The following is a 21,489-nucleotide window of genomic DNA, read 5'->3' as shown; positions in this document are numbered from 1 at the left end:
GGGGAGGGGCTCCAGGGGCCGCTGGAGCCACGCCACCGCGAGACACGACAGCAGCACCCCCGTGCCTCCGACACTCCAGACAATGCGGCTCATGGCTCCCCTCCGGGCGCACCCGTGGCGGTGCGTGGGCCGCCTCACGTCTTCCGCGAAGGGCCCGCAATGGATGCCATCAAAGTGTATATGCAATCAAGTTGCATTTGCGCGGCATCCGTCCGCGACGGCCGGTGGCGCCCGCGCAGTGGGACTCCACCTTCACGCCGACGGAGGCGATGGCGGGCACGGCGGACGGGGTGGGGGCGCGTGCCGGCGTATCGCTGGCGGGTGCTCCGGAGGGATGGCTTCACGCGGGCGCAGCTCCAGGTGCGAGCGCGGTCCCCCTCTCCGGTGGACCTGCTCGAGCACCGCGATGCGCGGGGGGCCTGGAGCGCCATGCCCGCGCAGGAGTTCGTCCCTGAAGCCGAGGGCGTCGCCGTGTCCCTGCGGGAGCCCGGCAAAGAGACGGACACCGCGGGGCGGTGTCCCCTGGGGCCCGTGCGCGCGGACGTGGTCCCGGTGGAGGTGGAAGCGGAGGCCTGCCGTCGCCCGCGGGCGTCACCGAGGTGAAGCTGTAGGCCCGCGGGCCGTCGTCACGCGGCGGAGGCTGTTAGAAGCTCATCGGGAGCCACGTCCGGAGCGGCGTCGTCCTCGTCCGCTTCCACGGCGGCGCGCGCCTGGGCGCCCAGCGCCTCCACCCACAGCTCCAGGATGTCCACCAGCGCGCTGCGCGTCTCGCCCTGGAGCGGGGCCAGCAGCCGCCCCATGCGCTCCTGCACCTGCGCGTCCATCTGCTCCGCCACGGCGCGGCCCTCGTCGGTGAGGCGCACGCGCACGCGGCGGCGATCATGCCGGACGGAGCGCTCGCGGCGCACGAGGCCGCCCTCCTCCAGCCGGTCCACGAGTCGGCTCAAGCGGGGCATGGCGAGTCCCCCCAGTCGCATCGCGAGCACACCCACCGGCAGCAGACACTCCGCGCGCAGCCACCAGAGGGCCTGCAGCTCCAGCGGCTCCCAGCGGGGATGGGACAGGGACGCCAGGGGGCTCGCCAGGGAGCCGCAACGGGCCGCGTCGACGAGGAGGTTCCGCAACCGCGCCACCTGCACCCGCACATCCACCGAGAGCTCCGTCATGCCACCCCTCCATCCCCTGGGGGCGTCAGCCTCCGGCTCAGGCCAGCGCCACCACGAGGTCCCGCGGGTCCATGCCCGCATGGGACTCAACGTGGATACGTGACGGGCATATCGGTTGGGTCGGACGAGGCCCTTTCGGGCCTCAGCTCCCGCTCGCCTTGCGCTTCGCGGACTTCGCCTTGGCGTGGGCCTTGTCGAAGCCTTCGTAGAAGCGCACGGCCTGCTCGCCCACCATCTGGATGTGCTGGTTGTTGAGGTACGCGGTGATGGGCGCGGCGACCAGCGGCATGGCGCGGCCCAGCGTGGACATGCCGCCCTTGGCCAGCAGCATCGCGGCCAGCTTCCCCAGCACCTTGGGCCCGGAGCGGTGCAGCGGCCCCAGCCCGTTGGCGTAGCCGAACAGGTCCAGCAGCTCTCCGCGCGCGCGGTCCGTCTTGAGGTTCGCCTTGTAGAGCGTGGCCACGTCCGTCAGCAGGATGATCTGCAGGTAGGCCATGAACACCAGGTCCGCTGGCAGGGAGATGAGCCCGAACACGCCGCTCACGCCGCCCGCCATGCTCGCGAGGCTCTTCTTCTCGTCCACCAGCCGCTGCGCCAGCTCCTTGGTGTTCGCGGACGGATAGCGCTTCTCCAGCGCCGCCACGCGCACCTTGGCCCGCCCCACCTCCTGCTGGATGAGGTCCGACAGACGCAGGGCCCCCAGCTTCTTCAGCTCCGCGGGGGTCAGCTTCTTGAAGAAGCCCAGTCGCTCCGTCACGCCGTCGTAGAAGGCCATGTCCTCCTCCTTGGGGCCGCGCTCGCGGCCGGGTGTCTCGTGTCTAGTAACCCCGCTCGGCCAGGTACAGGTCCACCAGCGCGCCCTCTTCGTACCAGGCGTGTCGCATCTCCGACTTGAACCACCGCGAGTCCGGGCGCGCCTGCCGCACCTCCAGCTTCACCCGGTTGGTCCCCGTGTCGATGACCGCCGCGCGCGCCTTGCACGCCGCGCCCGGCTCCTCGCCGTAGCCCCCCTCCAGGCAGACCTCGTCGCCCACCGCGAGGCGCCGCGTGTACTCGCTGCCCAGGTAGAGCGCGTCATCGCAGGGGCCCCGCACGGAGGACTTCCCCAGCGCGACGCAGCGGTCCTTCGGGGGCGCCCGGATGACCGGCACGTTCGAGGACAGGGCGTCCTCCTCGTTGGGGTCACGCTGGTAGGGACCCACCGACTTGCACCCCACCGCCACCCACGCCAGGGCCGTCAGGCCCACCCACGTCCACCTCATCGCGCCATCGCCTCCGGGACACGGGGCCGCCCGCGCCCCCGCTCCTGCAGGGAAGGGCGGGGAGCATGGCAGACAGGGAGAGGGCCGGCAAAACAAGCCGGCGCTCGCGGCTTCAGGCAATACGGCGCGCGGGCCCGGGGATTTCCTCGGTGATGCCGGGAACCGCCCGGTTCTTGCCGTCCACGAACACCACCGTGGGCTTCCAGTTCGCCAGCTCCGCCTCCTCCACCTCCGCGAAGGTGGCGAGGATGACGAGGTCGCCGGGCTGGTTGAGGTGCGCGGCCGCGCCGTTGATGCAGATGACGCCGCTGCCCGCCTCACCCTCCAGGGCGTACGTCTCCAGCCGGGTGCCGCGGGTGACGTTCCACACCGCGACCTTCTCGAACGGGAGGATGTCCGCGGCCTGGAGCAGGTTGCGGTCGATGGTCACCGAGCCCTCATAGTCGAGGTCGGCCTGCGTCACCGTGGCGCGGTGGATCTTGGACTTGAAGAGGATGCGGCGCATGGCGGGGGGCCCTCGGGGAAGCGGCGCAACCGTAACGGCTCCCCCGCCCGGGGACAACATCCCCGGCGTCCGCACCGCCTGCTCCCCTGCAAGCCCTCCGTCAGCTACTTCTTGAAGTTGAGCAGCTGGCTCAGGTTCAAGGGCACGGACTGTGCGTCCGAGGTCAGGTTGCCGTTCAGGCTCACCTGCGCATTGCCGCCCGAGCGCAGGGCCATGGCCGCCGACGCCGCGCTCGCGAAGTTGATGGTCAGGGGCAGGGTCACCTGCTTCGTCCCGCTGGCGTCCAGCATCCCCAGGTTGCCCGTGTTCAGGTTGCCCACGCTCGCGCCCGCCACCTTGAGGGCGCCGGTGATGCCGGACACCGGCAGGGGGAAGCCGTTGCGGTTGGTGATGGACAGCGGGAACTCCACCGTGGCCCCGCTCAGCGTCACGTTCGTGATGCGCGGCGGCTGGAACTGCACCTGGGGAATCTTGGGGACCGCGAAGGTGCCCTCCTTCTCCAGCGGGAGCCTGATGACGCCGATGGGCGTCTGGATGCCCAGGGAGCCCTGGGCCTTGAAGGCCGCCACGTCCTTGTTGAGGAACGTCGTCACCACCGGCGCGATGTCCGCGAACCGCACGTTGGCGGGGAAGACGAGCTCGCTCTTGCCGTTGGACTTGAGGTTCACGCCGCTCTTCGGCTTGCCGGCGACCACCTGCTTGCCCTCCACGAAGAAGGCGTAGTCCACCGACGCCAGCTTCAGGCCCAGGCTGTTGGGGTTGTCCAACTCGTACACCAGGTCCACCGTCGCGTCCGACAGCGACGCGTTGGCCAGCCGCGCCGTCTTGAAGCGCAGGGTGGGCTTCTTGAAGGCGCTGTTGAACAGGCTCTGGAGCGCGGCACAGCCGCTGAGCGTGAAGACGGACAGGGCGAGGAACACCAGGAACGCGCGATTCTTCATGGGCATGGGCGTAGCAGAGGACGCACCCGGTCCGCGCGGGATTCAATCCCGGCGCGCGAGCGGACCCTTGGCGGGTGGGTGCACCTTCGGCACACCAGTGGTATGCGGCCAGGGTCTCCCCCGTGCCGGAGGTTGGCCCGCAGTGACAGGTGGCATCTTCTCTCACCCCCTCGCCACCTCCCCGGGAGCGCCCGCCGGGCACCCGCGGGGTCCCTCCATACCGCTCGCGCTGGCGCTGCTGGTGTCGCTGACGTGGGCCACGGGCTGCTCGCGCGCGTCCGGTGAGTCCACGGGGGCCTCCGGCCCGGTGCGGCGCATGGCCCTGACGCCGTGCCGGCTGGACGGGGTGGCCGCGCAGACGCTGTGCGGCACGCTGGAGGTCTTCGAGGACCGGATGGCGGCGAAGGGCCGCAAGCTCTCCCTGCGCGTGGTGGTGGTGCCCGCGCTCGCGTCGCAGCCCCAGGAGGATCCGCTGTTCTTCCTCGCGGGCGGCCCGGGGCAGGCGGCCTCGCGCACGCGCATCCTCCCGGCCCTGGACCGCATCCGCCGCCAGCGCGACATCGTCTTCGTGGACCAGCGCGGCACGGGGGACTCGCACCCGCTGGACTGCGAGGCGCTCAATCCGTCGCGCGCGTCGCTGGCGGAGCGCTTCGAGGACCGCGAGGACGCGGACGTGCTTCCCCAGTGCCGCAAGGGCTGGGACGCGGACGAGCGGCTGTACACCACGTCCATCGCCATGGACGACCTGGACGACGTGCGCGCGGCGCTGGGCTACCGGCAGGTGAACCTGTGGGGCATCTCCTACGGCACGCGCGCGGCGCTGGTGTACATGCGCCAGCACCCGGACCGCGTGCGCACGGCCATCCTGGATGGCGTGGCCCCCATGGGGCAGTACCTGCCGCTGTACGCCGCGCGCGACGGCCAGCGCGCCCTGGATCTGCTGCTGGAGGCGTGCGCGAAGGACAGCGTCTGCGCGAAGGCCTACCCGGACCTGCGGGCCCGCACGGAAGGGCTGCTCGCGAAGCTGGACGCCGCGCCCGCGAAGGTGCGCGTGGCCCATCCGCGCACGGGCGTGCCGGAGGACTTCACGCTCACCCGGCGCATCTTCGTGTCGGAGCTGTTCGCGCTGCTCTACAGCCCGGACGTCGCGTCGCTGGTGCCGCTGATGCTGGACCGCGCCGCGAAGGATGACTGGACGCCCTTCGTCGCGCTGTCGCTGGGGCTCACCGACGAGGTGGCGCGCACCACCAGCCGGGGCATGTTCCTCGCGGTGGTGTGCGCGGAGGACGCGCCCTTCTTCACGGAGGCGGACGCCGAGCGCGAGGCGAAGGGCACCTGGTTCGGCTCGCGCATGGCGCTGGACGTGAAGAAGGCGTGTGAGAAGTGGCCCGCCGCGGACGTGCCGAAGAACTTCCGCGAACCGGTGGTGTCGGACATCCCCACGCTGCTGCTCTCCGGGGAGCTGGATCCGGTGACGCCGCCGGCCTGGGGCGAACAGGCGAAGCAGACCCTGTCGCGCAGCCTGCACGTGGTGGTGCCGGGGCTGGGGCACAACACGGTGGGCGCGGACTGCGCGCGCTCGCTGATGGCGGAGGTGCTCACGCGCGGCAGCGTGGAGGGCCTCACGCCCGACTGTGGGACGGGCCTCAAGCGGCCGCCCTTCTTCACCTCCTTCGCCGGCCCCGTGCCGTAGGGTCAGGACTCCCGCGCCCATGATTGAAGCCAGGAACCTGCACAAGCAGTTCGGCAAGGTGACGGCCGTGGAGGATGTCACCTTCACCGCGGAGGACGGCGTCATCACGGGCCTGCTGGGCCCGAACGGCGCCGGCAAGACGACGACGCTGCGCATGCTCTACACGCTGGTGCAGCCCGACAGCGGCACCGCCACCGTGGACGGCGTGGACGTGGCGAAGGATCCGCAAGCCGCCCGGCGCGCGCTGGGCGTGCTGCCCGACGCGCGCGGCCTCTACCCGCGCCTCACCGCGCGCGAGCACGCCCGGTACTTCGGCGAGCTGCACGGGCTGTCCGGCGCCACGCTGGACGCGCGCGTGGAGGAGCTGGTGGAGCTGTTGGAGATGAAGGACATCGCGGACCGGCGCACGGAGGGCTTCAGCCAGGGCGAGCGCGTGAAGGTGGCGCTGGCGCGCGCGCTGGTGCACGGCCCGCGCAACGTGCTGCTGGACGAGCCCACCAACGGGCTGGACGTGATGGCCACGCGCTCCGTGCGCACGCTGTTGCGCAAGCTGAAGGCGCAGGGCTGCTGCGTGGTGTTCTCCAGCCACGTGATGCAGGAGGTGGCCGCGCTGTGTGACCGCATCGTGGTGGTGGCGCGGGGGCGGGTGGTGGCGGACGGGACGGCGGACGCGCTGCGCGCGAGCACCGGCAAGGACAGCCTGGAGGAAGCCTTCGTGAGCGTGATTGGCAGCGAGCAGGGGTTGCGCGAATGAGGGGGCTCGTCGGGACGGTGCTGCGCAAGGAGGTGCGGGACCACCTGCGCGACCGGCGCACGATGGGCTCCGCGTTGCTGTGGCCGCTGTTGGGCCCGCTCGTCTTCCTGGTGATGTTCAACATCATGGCCTCCTGGTACCGGCAGGACCGGCCGCTGGAGATGCCCGTGGTGGGCCGCGCGCACGCGCCCAGCCTGATGGCCTTCCTGGAGCGCTACGGCGCGAAGCTGTCGGAGGCGCCGCAGGACTACGAGGCGCTCGTGCAGGCCGGCAAGCTGGACGTGGTGCTGGTGGTGCCGGACGACTACGCGGAGGACTTCACCTCCGGGCGCACCGCGGCGGTGCGGCTGGTGGTGGACAGCTCGCGCAACAAGGCGCGGCATTCGGTGCAGCGCGCGCAGCGGATGCTGGGGGCGTACTCGCAGCAGCTGGGCAGCCAGCGCCTGTTCGCGCGCGGCGTGGCGCCGGAGCTGGCGGTGCCCGTGCGCGTGGATGAGCTGGATTTGTCCACGCCGGAGCGCACCGCGGCCACGGTGCTCACCACCATCCCCCTGTTCCTGGTGATGGCGGCGTTCGCGGGCGGCATGCAGCTGGCCAGCGACACGATGGCGGGCGAGCGCGAGCGCGGCTCGCTGGAGCCGCTCTTGCTCAACCCCGCCCCGCGCGGCGCGGTGGTGGCGGGCAAGTGGCTGGCCACGTGCGCCATGGCGGCCGCGGGCGTGCTGCTGTGTCTGGTGGGCTACTTCCTGGTGGTGAAGCGCGTGCCGCTGGAGGACCTGGGCGTGCGCGCCCGCTTCGACCTGCCGGCCGCGCTGGGGATGCTGGCGGCGGTGATGCCGCTGGTGCTCGCCGCGTCCGCGGTGCAGATGTGGGTGTCCACGTATGCGCGTTCGTACAAGGAGGCGCAGACGTACCTGTCGCTCCTGATGGTGCTGCCCACGCTGCCGGGGATGATGCTGGCCCTGTCGCCCCTCCAGACGCAGACGTGGATGTTCGCGGTGCCGGTGCTGGGGCAGGAGATGCTCGCGGCGGAGGTGATGCGCGGCGAGACGCTGGGCCCGGTGCCCTTCGTCCTCGCGCTCCTGTCGTGCCTGGTGGTGTCCGCGGTGGCCCTGCGCTTCACCACGCGGCTGTTGTCCGAAGAGCGCATCATCTTCGGCCGGAGCTAGCGAGCAGGCGTGGAGCGCCCCGTGAGTGTCGCCGGGGCGCCGTTGTGGGGGGCCTCCGTCGATGTCCGCGTGACAGGGCTCGCGAAGTGCCGTCCAATGTCCCGTGATGACTCCTGAGAGTGAAGCCCTCCTGCCCTTCGCGCCGGCCTCGGTGGCCTCCTCGCAGGGAGAGCCTCGGTTCGGTACGTACCAGGGTGAGCTGCCCGAAGTGGACCTGCCCAAACTGTTGGGGAAGTGGGCCCCGGGGCGCGCCACGCGGCTGCTCAAGCGCAAGCGCTGGCACTACACCTTCGTCGCCACGCAGGAGGTGGCGGCGCTCTTCGCGGTGGTGGACCTGGGCTACACGGCCAATGCCTTCGCGGTGGCGGTGGACCTGCAGGAGAAGCGCCCCCTGTGCGACGTGAGCTTCCTGGGCGTGCCCGGGCCGCTCGCGGAGGTGAGCGACAAGCCGGGCGCGGGGCTGGTGGCCGCGTTCCGCACGCTGGGCGGTCGCATGTCCGTCAAGCGCGGCGAGGCCGACGAGCGCTACCAGGTGGAGGTGGACGTCAGCCGCATGCGCACGCAGTCGCTCCAGACGTTCCAGTGGAACGGCGACCTGCTGGTGGCGGGCGGCCCTCCGGCCCTCACCGTCATCGCGCCCGTGGCGGGCGACGGGCTGGTCAACGTCACCCAGAAGCGCAGCGGCCTGTTGGCCTTCGGCAGTCTGGAGGCGGGCGGCAAGCGCTTCCGGTTGGACGGTGGCGTGGGCGGCATGGACTACACGCAGGGCTACCTGGCGCGGCACACGGCCTGGCGCTGGGCCTTCGCGGCCGGGCGGCTTGCGGACGGCACGCCCGTGGGCATCAACCTGGTGGAGGGCTTCAACGAGGGCGATGCCCAGGCCAACGAGAACGCCGTCTGGCTGGGGGACCGGCTCTACCCGGTGGGCCGCGCGCACTTCGAATACAACGCGAAGGAGCTGCTCGACCCCTGGCGCCTGACGACGGCCGACGGCGCGGTGGACCTGCGCTTCAAGCCCATCTACGTGCACCGCGAGGAGCGCAACCTGCGCCTGGTGGTGAGCCACTTCGCCCAGCCCGTGGGCTTCTTCGAGGGCACCGTGCGCGTGGCCGGCCGCGAGCTCCAGCTGTCCAACGTCCCGGGCGTCACCGAGGACCAGGACATGCTCTGGTAGGAACCCCGCTCATCCGGGAACCCTGACTCCCGGGGTTGTCCTGGTTTTACTCCGACCCGGTGCTTTGCCAGTGTGAGCGTCCTTCACCAGGAGAGCACTGCATGAGGGGCCGAGGAGTGGTGGTTGCGCTGGGCTGTGTCGCTGTGGTGGGCGTGAGCGGGTGTGTTTCCGAAGGGGACACGGGGCCGGAGGGCCCCGCGGGCCTGACCGGCCCCGCGGGTTCGGTCGGCCCCGCGGGCCCCATCGGCCCCGCAGGTTCGGTCGGCCCCGCGGGCCCCATCGGCCCCGCGGGCCCCATCGGCCCCATCGGCCCCGCGGGTTCGGTGCAGGTGGGCACGGGGCTGAAGCTGGACGGCGACGTGGCGAGCGTCGTCTACGGCAGCGGCCCGGGCACGGCGGTGGAGGGGAATGATCCGCGGCTGACGGCCGCGACGACCGCCATCCAGAACGGTGTGACGCCGCAGGCCGCGTCGTTCGCGGTGACGGGCTCGGGGCAGGTGCAGGGCCGGCTGACGGCGAACACGGAGGTGTTCCTCGACGCGACCACGAACGCGACGCCGGCCACGCCGCTCTTGCGCGTGCGCAACACCACCACGGGCGGCAGCCAGCCGACCTGGGACCAGTTCCAGCTCTTCACGTTGGACTCCGCGGGCGGGCTGCTGGTGCGGGGTGAATTGGGCCGCGGCACCCTCCCGATGACGGGTAAGGGCCTGCGGTTGATGTGGCACCCGTCCAAGGCGGCCTTCCGCGTGGGCAACGCCGACACGCAGTGGGACGAGGCCAACATCGGCTTCTACTCCCTCGCGGGCGGCACCCTGACGATGGCCAGTGGCTACGGCAGCTTCGCGTACGGCGACCAGTGTCAGGCGACCGGTACGACCACGGCATGCTTCGGCACGAGCAACACGGCCTCGGGCTCGGTGGCGTTCGTTTCGGGCGCGTTCAGTACCGCGAGTGGGCTCTACTCCACGGCGATGGGCTACACCAACACGGCCAGCGCCCAGGGCGCGGTGGCGGTGGGCTATCGCAACGTGGCGGACGGGGACTACTCCACGGCGCTGGGTCAGCGGGCGTCGTCGGGCGGCTTCAACGGGTCGTTCATCTGGGCCGACGCCTCCGTCACCAACGCGGTGGTGACGAACACCGCCTCCAACCAGTTCACGGTGCGCGCGTCGGGCGGGGTGCGGCTGCGCACGCGCAGCGACATGCTCACGGGGTGTGACCTGCCGGCGGGCTCCGGCGCCTTCTCCTGCACGTCGGACCGCGCCACCAAGGAGGACTTCCGCCGCGTGGACGGGGAGGCGGTCCTGGCGAAGGTGGCCGCGATGCCGGTGGAGAGCTGGCGCTACAAGGCGGAGGCGGACGGCGTGCGGCACGTGGGCCCGGTGGCGCAGGACTTCCGCGCGGCCTTCGGCCTGGGCACGGATGACAAGAGCATTGGCCTGTTGGACATCGACGGCGTGAACATGGTGGCCATCCAGGCGCTGGCGCGTCGCACGCAGGAACTGAACGCGAAGAGCGCGGAGGTGGACACGCTCAAGGCGCAGATGGCGGAGATGCAGCGCAGCCTGGCCCGGCTGGAAGCGGCCGTGCATGCGCGGGACGCGAAGCGCTGACGTCCCGGGTTCGTGGAAGCAGGGGGGCGCGCCGCAAAGGCTCCACGCCCCCCTTCGTCGCCGAGGAGGATGATGCGTCATGTCCTGTCCGCACTGTGGTCAGCCGCTCCCTGAAGGCGTGTCGTCGCGGACGTGTCCCCACTGCGGCCGGAGCGTGACGCGGGCCGGGGACGCGCCCCCGTCGCCGGTGATGGACGACGTGGCGGACAAGGCGCAGCGGGCCGCGGACACCGCGGGCCGCGCGGTGCAGGACGTGCTGGATGACCCGAGGCTGCGTGAGCGGCTGCCCGGGGGCTCGCTGCCGCTGCTGGGCGCGGGGCTGGTGACGGCCGCGGTGCTGGTGCCGGTGCTGCCCTTCGTGGGCGGGGGCCTGGAGCTGCCGTGGGCGGCGCTGATGCTGGTGGGGAGCCTGATGCTGGGCGCGCGCGAGCTGGGCGCCGCGGGCCACCCGCCGCCCGCCGTCCTGGCGCCGGTGGTGCAGTGGGCGTCGCACCCGGCGTTCCTGCCGATGTTCACGGCGCTCACCGTGACGGAGGCGTTCCTGTCGCTGGGCCTGGGCGTGGCGCCGCTGCTGTGGGTGCTGGCGGCGCTGGTGGTGGGCTCGGTGCAGTGGCGGGCGTTCCGGGCGTCGCCCGCGGCGCGGGAGGAGTTGCCCCGGCGGCCGGGAGAGGTGCGGCTGAAGCGGTGGGTGTTCGCGGGCGTGGCCGCGTGCGCGGTGGGGATGCTGCTGCCGTGGTCCTCGCGGCTGGGCGCGCCGGTGGGCGGGCTGTTCCTCCAGCGCGAGCGGACCGTCACGGTGGACAGCAACTTCGGGCGGGAGATTGAAGACACGCACACCTGGCAGCGGGATCCGTTCCTGGGCGGTTCCGCGCGCCATTCCGTGTCGGGCCAGTCGCGGCTGGGTGCGACGGGCGTGGTGCTGTCGCTGCTCGCGTTGGGGGTGCTGGCGTCGGTGCGGCGCGCGCGTCAGGCGCTGCCGCTGGTGGTGGCGCCGGTGCTGGCGGGGCTCGTCACCGTCTGGGCGCTGACGGGGCTGTCCTCGCGGCTGGGGCCCTGGCTGTTCCTGCTGGGCATCCTCGCGGTGGACGTGGCGGTGTCGCGCGAGTGGCTGGGGCACCGGGGCGTGCCACGGCCTCCGGAGCCGCCGCCACAGCCGCCTCGGGATCCGCCGATCTCAGCGTGATGGGGCGGCGCGGGCCTCGACGATGGCGCGGAAGGAGCGGCTGCGGAGCTCCTCCAGCGTCAGGCCGGTGGCCCGGACCTCCTCCTCGGTGAGCGCGCCACAGGCGAGCCCGCGCAGGAAGAAGTTGAGCAGGCCCTGTCCGGTGGCGGCGTCGTCGAACACGTTGCCGAGCATCGTGGCCTGGGCGGCCTTGTCCACGAAGGCCTTGAGGCGCTGGGAGGCGGGCTCCAGGCCCTCCAGGAAGAAGGCGTAGACGGCGGCGTAGCGCACGGGGAGCTGGGCGGGGTGCAGGTCCCAGCCCTGGTAGTACGCGCGCTCCAGCGAGTGGCGCGTGTGCCGGTAGGCCATCTGCCACGCGCGGTGTACGGCGTCGGTGTTCTCGCGCTGCTGCGTGGGGAGCAGCGGCGTGTCGCCCTGCTTGCGGTGGGGGCCCACGGGCATGACGTTGGTGGCGCCGTCGGACAGGCGCACGCCGGTGCCCGCGAGCAGCACCTGCACGGTGTCGCGCAGGTGGTCGCAGGCGGGGTGGAGCATGCTCTGCACGTGGGCGCTGACGTTGAGGGCGGCGGTGTAGTCGTAGACGCCCAGGTGCACGTGGGAGCAGCGGCCCTCGCCGGCCTCCACGAGGGAGAGCAGGTGGGGGCGGCCCCGCGCGTCGAAGAGGGCCTGGGGCGTCTCCACCATCAGCTCCAGCGTCAGCGCGCCGGACTTGAGGCCGTGGGCGGACTCCAGCTCCGACAGCAGGTGGGCCAGGGCGGTCACCTGTTCGGGCACGGTGACCTTGGGCAGGGTGACGACGAAGGACGGCGGGAGCCTGCCGCCGGTGTGCTCCAGCAGGGAGGTGACGAAGAGGTCCAGGGTGCGCGAGGCGCGGCCGTACAGCTCCTCGGTGAAGGACTTCACGCGGATGCCGATGAACGGGGGCAGCGCGCCCTGTTCGAGGCCCCGGGCGACCTCGGCGGCGGCGGAGACAGCGTGGGCGTCCTCCTCGGCGTCGGGGCGGTGGCCGTAGCCATCCTCGAAGTCGATGCGGAAGTCCTCCACGGGCTCGCGCTCCAGCTTGTCCACGACGCGGGAATGGACGCGCTGGGCGAAGCCGCCGCGCTGGGGCAGGCCCAGGCCGTGGGCCAGCGCCGTGCTGTCGGGGGCGTACTCGCGCAGCGCCGCGAGCGCCAGGTCCCCCATCTTCCGCGCCGTGGTGGCGCGGAAGAGGTGGGCGCCGCCGTACACGGTGTGCACGGGCTGGCGGGAGGCGGACTCGCCCGGGTAGACGCGGGCGAACGCCGCGTTGGCGCGGCGCAGGGCTTCGCGGGAGGCGGCGGAGCGTTCGGGCGTGAGCGTGGTCTTCATGGGGCTCCAGTGCCTCCATCGGAGGGAGGGCGGGGTTCCTGCGGCAGGGGATGCGGGCCGCCGTCAGGCGAGGGTGACAGGAAGCGGGGAGGAGGGCCCCCCGGGTGGAGCGGGTCCTGGGGCGAAGGCGTGCCGGGTGGGGCTTCTTCCCTGGTGTCGTCCTTACCGGGGCCGTCTTTCAGGCCTTGCTCTGGCTCACCATCAAGGATGCGCCGCAGGAGCCGCCCATCCGCATGGATGGCGTACTTCGCTCCGGAGTGCAGGGCAGGCACCTGCCGACCACAGGCGCCAGGGTCTTCGTCGATGCGGATGAAGATGACGTCCTGCTCACGGAGGATCCGGTAGCGGTGCGACTCCGGCCGGTCCCAGCAGGGCGTCGAGGGCGTGGTGGGCGGAAGGAAGTCCGTGGTCGCGAGGGAGAGAGCGCGCAGCACGGCGCCGTCCAGCTCATAGGTTCTTCCTTCGGCCACCACGGTGCGGGTGTCGAACGAGGAGGGGAAGCCGAGCGAAGGCTCCGCCTCCACGAGCGCGGGACGATGGGCCTTCATGCAACCGCAGAGCGTCAGGCCAGACACGAGGAAGAGGGAGCGCAAGCGCATGAGGAGGCCGTCCTACTGCCGTTGGATGCGGTAGTTCGTGTCATGGAGTCAGGTCAGCGTGGCGATCTGCTTGCTCTGCCATCGTCCCTGCTCCCGCGCGGTCCACCGGATGATCTGCCCGGTGCTGGGAACGTACTGGAAGAACCCATCACACGTGGGCTGCATGACGTCGTGGCCTCGGGAAAAGAACGCGATGATGGAGAGCGGAACGGGGCCCGCCCGGGTGCTCACGGACAGCCCGTGGACGTCCGCCCTGGCGACGGCGAAGCGGATGTCGAAATCAGAGAGCTCGTTCTCGAACGGGTGGTTGTGGAGGATGAAGACGTAGCCCAGGCTCTCGGGAGCGTGACGCGGATCCGCGACGACGGGTGGGAGCGCGCAGCTCTTCTTGCGCGAATCATCCTGCACCGCGCTGGTGGCCAGCATGCCCAGCTCGAACTGGTGGTCGGGCGTGTAATAGACCCAGGCGCAGTACTCCTGCGAGAGCCTCCATCGCAGCGGAAACTCCTGGTCTGCCGGACGGCCCGCGGTGGCCTGGGGCTGCTTGAGGATCAGCGGGCAGGCCGCGATCAACGCGTCGGAGAAGGACTTGTAGGGCCCATGGCCGGGGAGGGGACCTGGGATGCTCGCCAGGCGCTCACCCGGAGCCGGTTGGACGACGCCCGGCGGTGGCCGGGAGGCCGAGCACCCCAGCCCGAGGGCCATGCAGCACAGGAGCGACCTCCACATCGGCTCTCCTCAAGAGGCACCGGGAGGGTGCGCCGTCCGCTGATAGCACGCCCTCCCGACCGCCCTCACCTCACGGCCGCCGCTTGAGCCACGCGGACACCTCCGGGGACACGCGCTCGCGCAGCGCCACGTCCTGCGCCAGCCGCTCCAGCGTCTGCGCCGTGGCCTGCTGCGCCTCCGGAATGGGGTTCGCCTGCAGCAGCGCCTTCACCTGCTCCAGGTGCTCGCGCGTGCGCAACAGGCCCATCCCCTCCACCACCCGGCGCAGCAGCATGGGCGCCGCGCCCGTGCGCGCCACCAACTCCTTCCAGCGCTTCTGCAGCTGCGCCCACCACGCGTCGCGCCCGGTGCGGTTGCCCAGCAGGCCCGTCGCGAAGCTCGCCACGTCCTGCGTCTTCACCGTCTCCGAGAACAGCAGCGCCTGCGCCCGCTCCGTCAGCTTGGGGTCCTCGAAGGACGTGAGCGCCATCAGGTACCGACGCTGCGTCGCCGGATCCGGCTCCTTCGGCATCCGCTGCAACAGCTCATCGAACAGCGCCGCGTCTCCCGCCCGCGCCACCATGCCCACCGCCGTGTCCAGCAGGTTGGCGTCCAGCGCCGTGTTGTCCCCCTGGAGCATCCGCGCCACCAGCGGCCGCGCCTCCGCCAGCGTCTCCGGGCTCCGCGCGAGCCCACCCACCGCGCGCACCAGCGCCGCGCGCCGCAGCCGCACCCGGTCCGGCTCCCCCTTCGCGGACTGCCAGCCCAGCTTCTTCAGGCCGCCGCCCAAGAGCGACTCCACCCACCGGCGGAAGCGCTCCTGGTCCTCGCCCTCCGTCAGCCGGCTCTCGATGTACGCGAGCCGCCCGACGAGCTCGTCCAGCACCGCCTCGTCCTCCTCGTCGCCGAAGCGCCCCGCCAGGTCCAACAGGTCCGCCACCGGCGCCTGCGCCGTGCGCACCAGCGCCCAGGTGTCCGCCAGCAGCGAGATGCGCTCCGACGGCGCCAGCGTCCCCAGGTTCGCCGCGAGCTTCTCCAGCGCCTCCTTCTCGTACGCCACCCGGTAGAAGCCCGTGGAGCCGCCGTTCGCGCACAGCCACTTCACCTCGCCCGTGCCCTCCAGCTTCACCGTCGTCTGGGATTCGCGGAACAGCACGCGCTGCTCGTGCACGCCCGTGCCGTCCTCGTAGCGCAGCACCATGGGCACCGGCCACGTCTCCGGGCTCTTCACCCCCGGCTCCGAATAGAAGCGCCGCTGCGTCAGCGCCACGTCGCGCCCCGTCACCTTCACCGACACCAGCGGGAAGCCGCTCTGGCCAATCCACGCCGTGGCCAGCTCCGACACCGGCTGCTTCGCCGCCTCACCCAGCGCGTTCCACAGGTCGTCCTTCACCGCGTTCGCGCGCGCGTGCTTGCGCATGTACAGCCGGATGCCTTCGCGGAAGGGGCCCTCGCCGAGGAACCCCTCAATCATCCGCAGCACCGCGCCGCCCTTCTCATACGTGATCGCGTCGAAGCTCTCACCGGCCTCGCCCGCGTTGCGCACCTCCCCGTGGATGGGGTGCGTGGACTTGAGCGCGTCCAGCGCCAGCGCGCTCGCCCGGTGCGCGTCGAAGTCCAGCCACATGCGCCACTCCGGCCGCCACTGGTCGACGATCTTGAAGGCCATCCACGTCGCGAACGCCTCGTTGAGCCAGAGGTCGTCCCACCACACCATCGTCACCCAGTTGCCGAACCACTGGTGCGCCAGCTCGTGCGTCACCACCTCCGCCACCCGCTTCTGCACCGACAGGGGCGCGGTGGCGGGGTCCAACAGCAGCGCCACCTCCCGGTAGGTGATGAGGCCGGCGTTCTCCATCGCGCCCGCCTCGAAGTCCGGGATGCCCACCTGGTCCACCTTGCCAAAGGCATACGGCAGGCCGAAGTAGTCCTGCAGCCGGGGCAGCACCGCCAGCGCCACGTCCTGGCCGAACTTCGCCAGGTGCGCCTTCTCCGGCAGCGCCCAGGTGCGCACCGGGACACCCTGCGCCGTCTCCTCGGGCGTGCCCACGAGCGGCCCCACCACCAGCGCGACCAGGTATGAGCTGAGCAGCTCCGTCTCCTGGAACGTCACGCGGCGCAGCTCGCCGTCCGGCTCGTCCTTCACCACCTTGCCGTTGCCCAGCACCGTGTGGCCCGGCGGCACGCGCACGGTGATGGCCCAGCGGGCCTTGAACGCGGGCTCGTCGAAACAGGGGAACAGGCGGCGCGCGTCCGCGGCTTCGAACTGCGTCGCGGCCACCTGGCCCGCCGCGTACAGCCCGCGAAGTCCTTCGGAGAAGCGCCCCTTCCACCGCACGTCCAGCGTGGCCTGTCCCACGGGCAGGGGCGCATCGAACGTCAGCACCACCGTCTCGCTCACCGGCACCGCGCGCGTGGAGGTGGGCTTGCGCGTGTCCTTGCCGGCGCGGAAGGTGACGTCACCCAGGTCCAGCGCGTTGGCGTGGAGGATGATCTCCTGCGTGGGCTGGGACAGCTCCAGCTCCACCTGCTGTTCGCCCGTGAAGCTGCGTCCCTCCAGGTCCAGGGTCACCGTCGCCGCATGACGGCGCGGACGGAGCGTGGTGGGCAGGCGGAAGTTCTTGTCGTCGGTGGAATGCGCCATAGGGGCGCGAATCTACCGCTGGCTGCCCCTTGTGCTCGTGCTCCCTTTCCCAGTGTCCGCCGTTTCACGACGCTTCGGGACGCCCGCGAACGGATGCGGAGCCTGACCCGTGGCCCGGGGGCGGGCCCTACATCCGCCCTGGCGCACCTTCACCGGGCGACAGGGCCGTTGTCCGGCGAGCATCCCGGGGGGCGTGCGGTTGGCAATGGGGGCGCATGCTCGCGCAGACTGAGCGTCATGATCCCCCGTCTCTTCCAGGTAGTCCTGCTGTCACTGGTCACGGTGCTGGGTTTGTTCTTCGCGAACCAGGTGGCGGACCTCTGCGTGCAGGGGCTGGAGTGGGGCCTGCGCACGGCGGCCTTCCAGCGGCTGTCGTCCGTGGAGGCGGGGGTGGTGCGGCGGCTGGCGGAGCTGGGCGCGTACGCGTTGGCGGGCGCGCTGCTGGGGACCGTGCAGGCGCGAGCGCTGCGCATGGTGGGGTTCCAGGTGCCCGGCTGGGTGGCGGTGACGGCGCTGGGGTTCGCGGTGGGCATGGTGGGCTCGCGCGCCCTGGCCACGAACCTGGGGTGGACGCAGGCGATGGCACCCGCGGGGTTGGGCGTGGCGCTGGGGCTTGCGCAGTGGCCGCTCTTGCGGCGCGAGGCGCACGGCGCGGTGGTGTGGGTGGCGGCCTGCGCGGTGGGCTTTGGCCTGGAGGGGCCGGCGGCGGCCTGGGGCGAGCGAGCGCGCAGGGCGGCGCTGGAGGCGTTCCAGGTGCGGCAGCTGGAGGTCATCGAGTGGACGGCGCAGGGCATGGCGGTGGTGGCGCTCCTGCTGTGTACGGCCATCGGGGCGGCGTTCCTGCTCACGAGCCTGCGCTCGGAGGTGCTGCCCGGCCCGCGCTCGCGGATGCCTGGCGCGGTGGCGCAGCTCGCCGTCTTGGGCGTGCTGCTGCCGCTGCTGGTCGCGCTGGAGGCCCGGGCGCGGTCGGAGGCGCAGGGGGACCCGACGACGCGGCACCGGCCGGTCTGTGACCTCCACCCCATCGCTCCGGCCCCGCGGCCCGTCATGCAGCCGCGCCCGACCTCCACCTTCACCGCCGGGTGCACGACGAGAGGCTGCGGGCCGAGCAAGTCCTACGTCAATGACCGCGAGCCCCCCAACGTCGTGGTGGGGGGCGATGAAATCGGGAGGCACCCGCGCCCTTCCAGGTCGCGGCCGGTACGAACCGACGGGCCCGACACCCGCACCCAGGCCTCGCCCCCCGTCGTCCACGACGAGCACCTGTACGTGCTGACGGCTTCGGAGCGCATGAAGGTGCCGGAGGCCAGCGCGCGGTGGAACAACGCGCAGCAGCCCGAGCCGCAACCTTCAGCGCCCTGAAGCCACGGGGGAGGGTGCGCGGCTGCCACGCGTGGGAACTTCCTTGCCCACCGCGTGCGGGTGACGCTGGCGCGTCCGTCGTGAGGTGGACATGCGCGGCTGCGTGGAGGCCGGGCACGGCCATTGCTCTATCGCGAGCGCATGGGACGAGGCGTGTGGGTGGGCGCGTTGGTGAGCGCGCTGGTGTGGGGGGGCGCAGCGGAGGCCGCGGGCAAGGCGACGGCGAAGCGGGCCGCGCCGGTGGTGCTGGCGGACCGGGCGCTGGGGCGGGCGAAGTCCTGGGTGGGGATGACGACGCTGGCGCCGGTGAGCCAGACGGTGAGCGACGACTGCTCGGGGATGACGCGGCTGGCCTTCCAGCAGCGCCGGTTGGACCTGCTGCCGGACGACGTGCAGCCGGAGGAGAACGGCGTCACGGCCATCCACCGCAAGGCGAAGGCGCTGGGCATGCTCATGGACGCGCCCAGGCCGGGGGCGCTGGTGTTCTTCAAGGAGACCTTCGACCGTAACCGCGATGGCCGCATCAACGATGGGCTCACGCACATCGGCATCGTGGAGCGGGTGGGCAAGGACGGCACGGTGACGTTCGTGCACAAGTCCGGCGGACTGGTGAAGCGCTCGCGCTTCAACCTCCAGCACCCGGAAGCGCGTCATGACGACAAGGGCCGGGTGCTCAATGACTGGCTGCGACGCAAGGGCAAGAAGACGCGCGCGTACATGGCGGGAGAGCTGGTGGCGGGGTTCGCCTCCGTGGACGAGAGCTGGCGCACGCCCGAGCCGCAGCGCCTGGCCTCCGCGAAGCTCGCCGTGAAGGGTGACGGCAGGAGCCACCAGCGCTAGACACGTCAGGCGATGTCCAAGGTCGAAGCCGAAGGTCCAGAAGACGCCCGGGGTGACAGGCCCGCTGCCGACGGCGCGGAGCCGGCTGCGTCCAACGCCGGGCCTGCTGTATCCGCCGCGACGCCCGCGCCGTCACGGCGACGCCGGCCGCTGCGCTGGGTGCTGGGGGGCGTGCTGCTCGTGGGGCTGGGCATCACCGGCCACGCGTACGTCACGCTGCCGGACGCGCGTCCGCTGGTGAAGGAGAACCCGAAGACGACGGCGCTGATGGAGCAGCGGGCGGACGAGGCGCGCGAGGCGGGCCGCAAGCCGCGCCGCCGCCAGCAGTGGGTGCCCCTGTCCGCCATCTCCAAGCCCGCGGTGGACGCGGTGCTCCTGTCTGAAGACGCGAGCTTCTATCTGCACGACGGCGTGGACACGGTGGAGCTGGCGCGTGCGGTGGGCAAGGCGGTGGAGGAGGGGAAGCTGGGCCGGGGCGCGTCCACGCTGACGCAGCAGCTGGCGAAGAACCTCTGGCTGTCCACGGACCGCAGCCTGCTGCGCAAGGCGAAGGAGTTGATGCTGGCCCACCGGCTGGAGGAGGCGCTCACCAAGCAGCGCATCCTCACGCTGTACCTCAACGTCGTGGAGTGGGGGAACGGCGTGTATGGCATTGAAGCGGGAGCGCGCGAGCACTTCGGCGTGTCCGCGTCCCAGCTCTCCGTGGCCCAGGGCGCGGTGCTCGCATCGATGCTGCCGTCTCCGCGCAAGCGCTCGCCCAGGAGCGGCTCCCGTGCGCTGTTGAATCACTCGCACCGCCTGGTGGATGCGCTCAAGATCTACCGCCGCATCAGCGCGGCGCAGGCGGAGGAAGCGCACGCGGAGGTGGACCGGCTGCTCGGCCGCGAGTCCGGGGACACCGGCGGCGCGGACGAAGCGGACGACGGCGCTCCCTAGCGGGGCATGGCAGTGCGTTGTGCCGTGGAGGCGGAGGGAGTCGGACCCGTGGCAAAGGCGGAAACAAGACTCCAGGCAGGTCGCACCTACAGCCGGAACTGCACGCGCACGCCGGGCTGGATCCAGAAGTGGAAGGCCCTGGAGTCACCAGGGAAGTCTTCTCCCGGGAGCAGGATACCCCCTAGCAGTGCATCGTACTTTGTGTATTGCCCCAGCGTCGCGGTGACGTAGGGGCCCACCGCGACAGAGCGGGTGAGCTGGAAGTCCACGCCGAAGTGCGCGTGCCCCCATTCGAGTCCCTTGTACTCCACCGTGGAGATTGACTCACCCGCCTGCGGGAAGCGGAAGTCCACGGAGGCAATCTCATACCCCATGCCCACTCCCACCCAGGGGGCCACGAACGCCTCCGGCGCGAAGTGGTAGTCCACGTCGAAACCGAACCGCAGCACGCGGCCCGAGGTCTCGTTACTCACGATGCCCTGGACCCCCTCTGCGAAGCCGTACTGGAAATACGCTCCCAACGAGAGCTGCCGGCGCAGGAAATAGGCGAGGTCCACCTGGGGGGCCACGGTGTTGCCAACGAAGGTGGACACCTTGTTGTCGTCGAAGATGTTCCCCAGCGGAATGCCATAGGCCCCGCGCACGCCCAGCGCGATTCCGGAGCCAGAAGACGGTTCCTGCGCCGCCGCCGGTACGCCCCACAACAAGAGAGGCAGCATCAACGAAGCGAAAAGAGGATGAGCAGTCATGTCAGGGGTCGCCAGGCGGCGGGTGGGTGCAACGGCTCCGCGCATTGAAAGACAAGGATTGCATGCCTTGCGTCCGCGGCGCGGACATTCTTGGTTCCGCGCGCGGTGCCCATGGAAGGCAGCTTCTTCGCTCACCAGGACAGGCGCGTCCCCAGACCCAGGGTGAGGTAGTTCGGATAGCCCGTCTCCGACCCCGAGAGGGGCGCGAGGTAGCGCACGTCGACGACCAGGGGGAGCCGGCTCACCATGAAGGCCAGCTCCCCTCCCAGGAAGTAGAACGTGTCCGTTTGCCCGCCGGCATTGCCCAGGGTGAGCCCCGCCAGGAAGTTGGGGCGGACGGCTTTATCGTCGAACCCGAGGCGCAGCACGCCGGACAGCAGCATGAGCCCGCCCGAGATGCTCTTCGTGTCCTCGCCTCCGCCGGGCCTCGGGCTGACGCGGGTCTGCGAGCCGGCCTTGAGGAAGTAGGCCCCCTCCGCACCCGCCGCGACGAAGCGATTGAACCGCGCGAGCAGCTGGACCCGAGCTCCGGGCCCGCCGTGCTCGCCGCCCTCGATGTCATCCCCGCTCGCATAGCCGAGCTGCAGGCCCAGCTGCGGGGTGATGCCGCTGCCCGGCTCGGCCTCCTGCGCCAGCGCCCCAGCGGCCGAAAGCCAGACCGCGATACCGAATCCAACCTGCTTGCGCTTCATTGCCGTCTCCCTGACAGGGAGACTTCGCAGGGGGCTCCGGGCGTCGCGCGACGTGGACCCTGATGCATCATCCCCCCAGATGAAGCCGAGAGCTTCCTGGAAGACGGAGTGGAGGTAAAGGAAGTCGGCGAAGCGCTCGACGCGTG

21 protein-coding genes are annotated in these 21,489 nt (G+C 71.5%); 10 read left to right on the top strand and 11 right to left on the bottom strand.

The features are described 5' to 3' along the window. Positions 1-300 precede the first annotated feature (300 nt). Positions 301-603 (top strand): hypothetical protein, encoded by a 303-nt coding sequence (locus D7X12_RS04035; RefSeq protein WP_120623944.1) that lies wholly within the window; start codon positions 301-303, stop codon positions 601-603. Between the two features lie 23 nt (positions 604-626). Here D7X12_RS04035 and D7X12_RS04030 read toward each other — a convergent pair whose 3' ends face one another. The 5 genes from D7X12_RS04030 to D7X12_RS04010 form a co-directional block, all read right to left on the bottom strand. After that, positions 627-1,166: a winged helix DNA-binding protein gene (locus D7X12_RS04030; RefSeq protein WP_120623943.1), complete on the bottom strand. Its 540-nt coding sequence runs from the start codon at positions 1,164-1,166 to the stop codon at positions 627-629. 142 nt (positions 1,167-1,308) lie between these two features. Further along, positions 1,309-1,941, bottom strand: coding sequence for an EcsC family protein (locus tag D7X12_RS04025; protein ID WP_120623942.1), 633 nt, complete (start codon positions 1,939-1,941; stop codon positions 1,309-1,311). A 43-nt stretch (positions 1,942-1,984) separates the two neighbouring features. Continuing rightward, positions 1,985-2,428, bottom strand: a complete 444-nt coding sequence (locus tag D7X12_RS04020; RefSeq protein WP_120623941.1) for a hypothetical protein — start codon at positions 2,426-2,428, stop codon at positions 1,985-1,987. 112 nt (positions 2,429-2,540) lie between these two features. Continuing rightward, positions 2,541-2,933 (bottom strand): aspartate 1-decarboxylase, encoded by a 393-nt coding sequence (gene panD / locus D7X12_RS04015; protein ID WP_120623940.1) that lies wholly within the window; start codon positions 2,931-2,933, stop codon positions 2,541-2,543. A 104-nt stretch (positions 2,934-3,037) separates the two neighbouring features. Continuing rightward, positions 3,038-3,880: an LEA/WHy family protein gene (locus D7X12_RS04010; RefSeq protein WP_120623939.1), complete on the bottom strand. Its 843-nt coding sequence runs from the start codon at positions 3,878-3,880 to the stop codon at positions 3,038-3,040. A 136-nt stretch (positions 3,881-4,016) separates the two neighbouring features. Between D7X12_RS04010 and D7X12_RS04005 the strand changes: the two genes are divergently transcribed. The 6 genes from D7X12_RS04005 (at position 4,017) to D7X12_RS03980 (ending at position 11,463) form a co-directional block, all read left to right on the top strand. After that, on the top strand, positions 4,017-5,567 hold the full coding sequence (locus tag D7X12_RS04005; protein ID WP_439329344.1) for an alpha/beta hydrolase: 1,551 nt from the start codon (positions 4,017-4,019) through the stop codon (positions 5,565-5,567). A 19-nt stretch (positions 5,568-5,586) separates the two neighbouring features. Continuing rightward, on the top strand, positions 5,587-6,321 hold the full coding sequence (locus D7X12_RS04000; protein WP_120623938.1) for an ABC transporter ATP-binding protein: 735 nt from the start codon (positions 5,587-5,589) through the stop codon (positions 6,319-6,321). Further along, complete coding sequence (locus tag D7X12_RS03995) at positions 6,318-7,490, top strand: ABC transporter permease (RefSeq protein ID WP_120623937.1); 1,173 nt, start codon at positions 6,318-6,320, stop codon at positions 7,488-7,490. Before D7X12_RS04000 ends, D7X12_RS03995 begins: the two co-directional genes overlap by 4 nt. Before the next feature lie 106 nt (positions 7,491-7,596). After that, positions 7,597-8,664 (top strand): DUF2804 domain-containing protein, encoded by a 1,068-nt coding sequence (locus tag D7X12_RS03990; RefSeq protein ID WP_120623936.1) that lies wholly within the window; start codon positions 7,597-7,599, stop codon positions 8,662-8,664. A gap of 101 nt (positions 8,665-8,765) precedes the next feature. Continuing rightward, the gene (locus D7X12_RS03985) at positions 8,766-10,280 is read left to right on the top strand and encodes a tail fiber domain-containing protein (RefSeq protein WP_120623935.1); all 1,515 of its coding nucleotides are present in this window, start codon (positions 8,766-8,768) and stop codon (positions 10,278-10,280) included. Positions 10,281-10,359: 79 nt separating this feature from the next. Further along, positions 10,360-11,463, top strand: coding sequence for a zinc ribbon domain-containing protein (locus tag D7X12_RS03980; RefSeq protein WP_120623934.1), 1,104 nt, complete (start codon positions 10,360-10,362; stop codon positions 11,461-11,463). Here D7X12_RS03980 and D7X12_RS03975 read toward each other — a convergent pair. From D7X12_RS03975 to D7X12_RS03960, 4 genes are all read right to left on the bottom strand, one after another. Beyond that, positions 11,455-12,813, bottom strand: a complete 1,359-nt coding sequence (locus D7X12_RS03975) for a DUF6986 family protein (protein ID WP_120623933.1) — start codon at positions 12,811-12,813, stop codon at positions 11,455-11,457. The genes D7X12_RS03980 and D7X12_RS03975 overlap by 9 nt on opposite strands. Continuing rightward, positions 12,810-13,412 (bottom strand): hypothetical protein, encoded by a 603-nt coding sequence (locus D7X12_RS03970; RefSeq protein WP_120623932.1) that lies wholly within the window; start codon positions 13,410-13,412, stop codon positions 12,810-12,812. Before D7X12_RS03970 ends, D7X12_RS03975 begins: the two co-directional genes overlap by 4 nt. 48 nt (positions 13,413-13,460) lie before the next feature. Next, positions 13,461-14,141 carry a hypothetical protein gene (locus D7X12_RS03965; RefSeq protein WP_120623931.1) on the bottom strand — a complete coding sequence of 227 codons (681 nt, stop codon included), beginning with the start codon at positions 14,139-14,141 and terminating at the stop codon, positions 13,461-13,463. A gap of 70 nt (positions 14,142-14,211) precedes the next feature. After that, positions 14,212-16,764 carry a M1 family metallopeptidase gene (locus D7X12_RS03960; protein ID WP_120623930.1) on the bottom strand — a complete coding sequence of 851 codons (2,553 nt, stop codon included), beginning with the start codon at positions 16,762-16,764 and terminating at the stop codon, positions 14,212-14,214. Between the two features lie 237 nt (positions 16,765-17,001). On the opposite strand from D7X12_RS03960, the gene D7X12_RS03955 reads away from it, so the two are divergent. The 3 genes from D7X12_RS03955 (at position 17,002) to D7X12_RS03945 (ending at position 19,902) form a co-directional block, all read left to right on the top strand. Further along, on the top strand, positions 17,002-18,126 hold the full coding sequence (locus tag D7X12_RS03955; protein WP_120623929.1) for a hypothetical protein: 1,125 nt from the start codon (positions 17,002-17,004) through the stop codon (positions 18,124-18,126). 141 nt (positions 18,127-18,267) lie between these two features. Beyond that, the gene (locus D7X12_RS03950) at positions 18,268-18,966 is read left to right on the top strand and encodes an NlpC/P60 family protein (RefSeq protein ID WP_147443515.1); all 699 of its coding nucleotides are present in this window, start codon (positions 18,268-18,270) and stop codon (positions 18,964-18,966) included. 12 nt (positions 18,967-18,978) lie between these two features. Further along, entirely contained in the window at positions 18,979-19,902 is a 924-nt protein-coding gene (locus D7X12_RS03945; protein WP_120623927.1) for a biosynthetic peptidoglycan transglycosylase, read from the top strand. 86 nt (positions 19,903-19,988) lie between these two features. Here the strand turns inward: D7X12_RS03945 and D7X12_RS03940 are convergent, their stop codons facing one another. Continuing rightward, positions 19,989-20,651 carry a hypothetical protein gene (locus D7X12_RS03940; protein ID WP_147443514.1) on the bottom strand — a complete coding sequence of 221 codons (663 nt, stop codon included), beginning with the start codon at positions 20,649-20,651 and terminating at the stop codon, positions 19,989-19,991. Positions 20,652-20,782: 131 nt separating this feature from the next. Further along, positions 20,783-21,343 (bottom strand): hypothetical protein, encoded by a 561-nt coding sequence (locus tag D7X12_RS03935; protein WP_120623925.1) that lies wholly within the window; start codon positions 21,341-21,343, stop codon positions 20,783-20,785. Between the last annotated feature and the right edge of the window lie 146 nt (positions 21,344-21,489).

The organism is Corallococcus sicarius, from assembly GCF_003611735.1.
In the GTDB taxonomy this organism is placed as follows: domain Bacteria; phylum Myxococcota; class Myxococcia; order Myxococcales; family Myxococcaceae; genus Corallococcus; species Corallococcus sicarius.
Note: the sequence above shows the minus strand (reverse complement) of the source record. Positions and strands in the feature narration are given on the sequence as shown.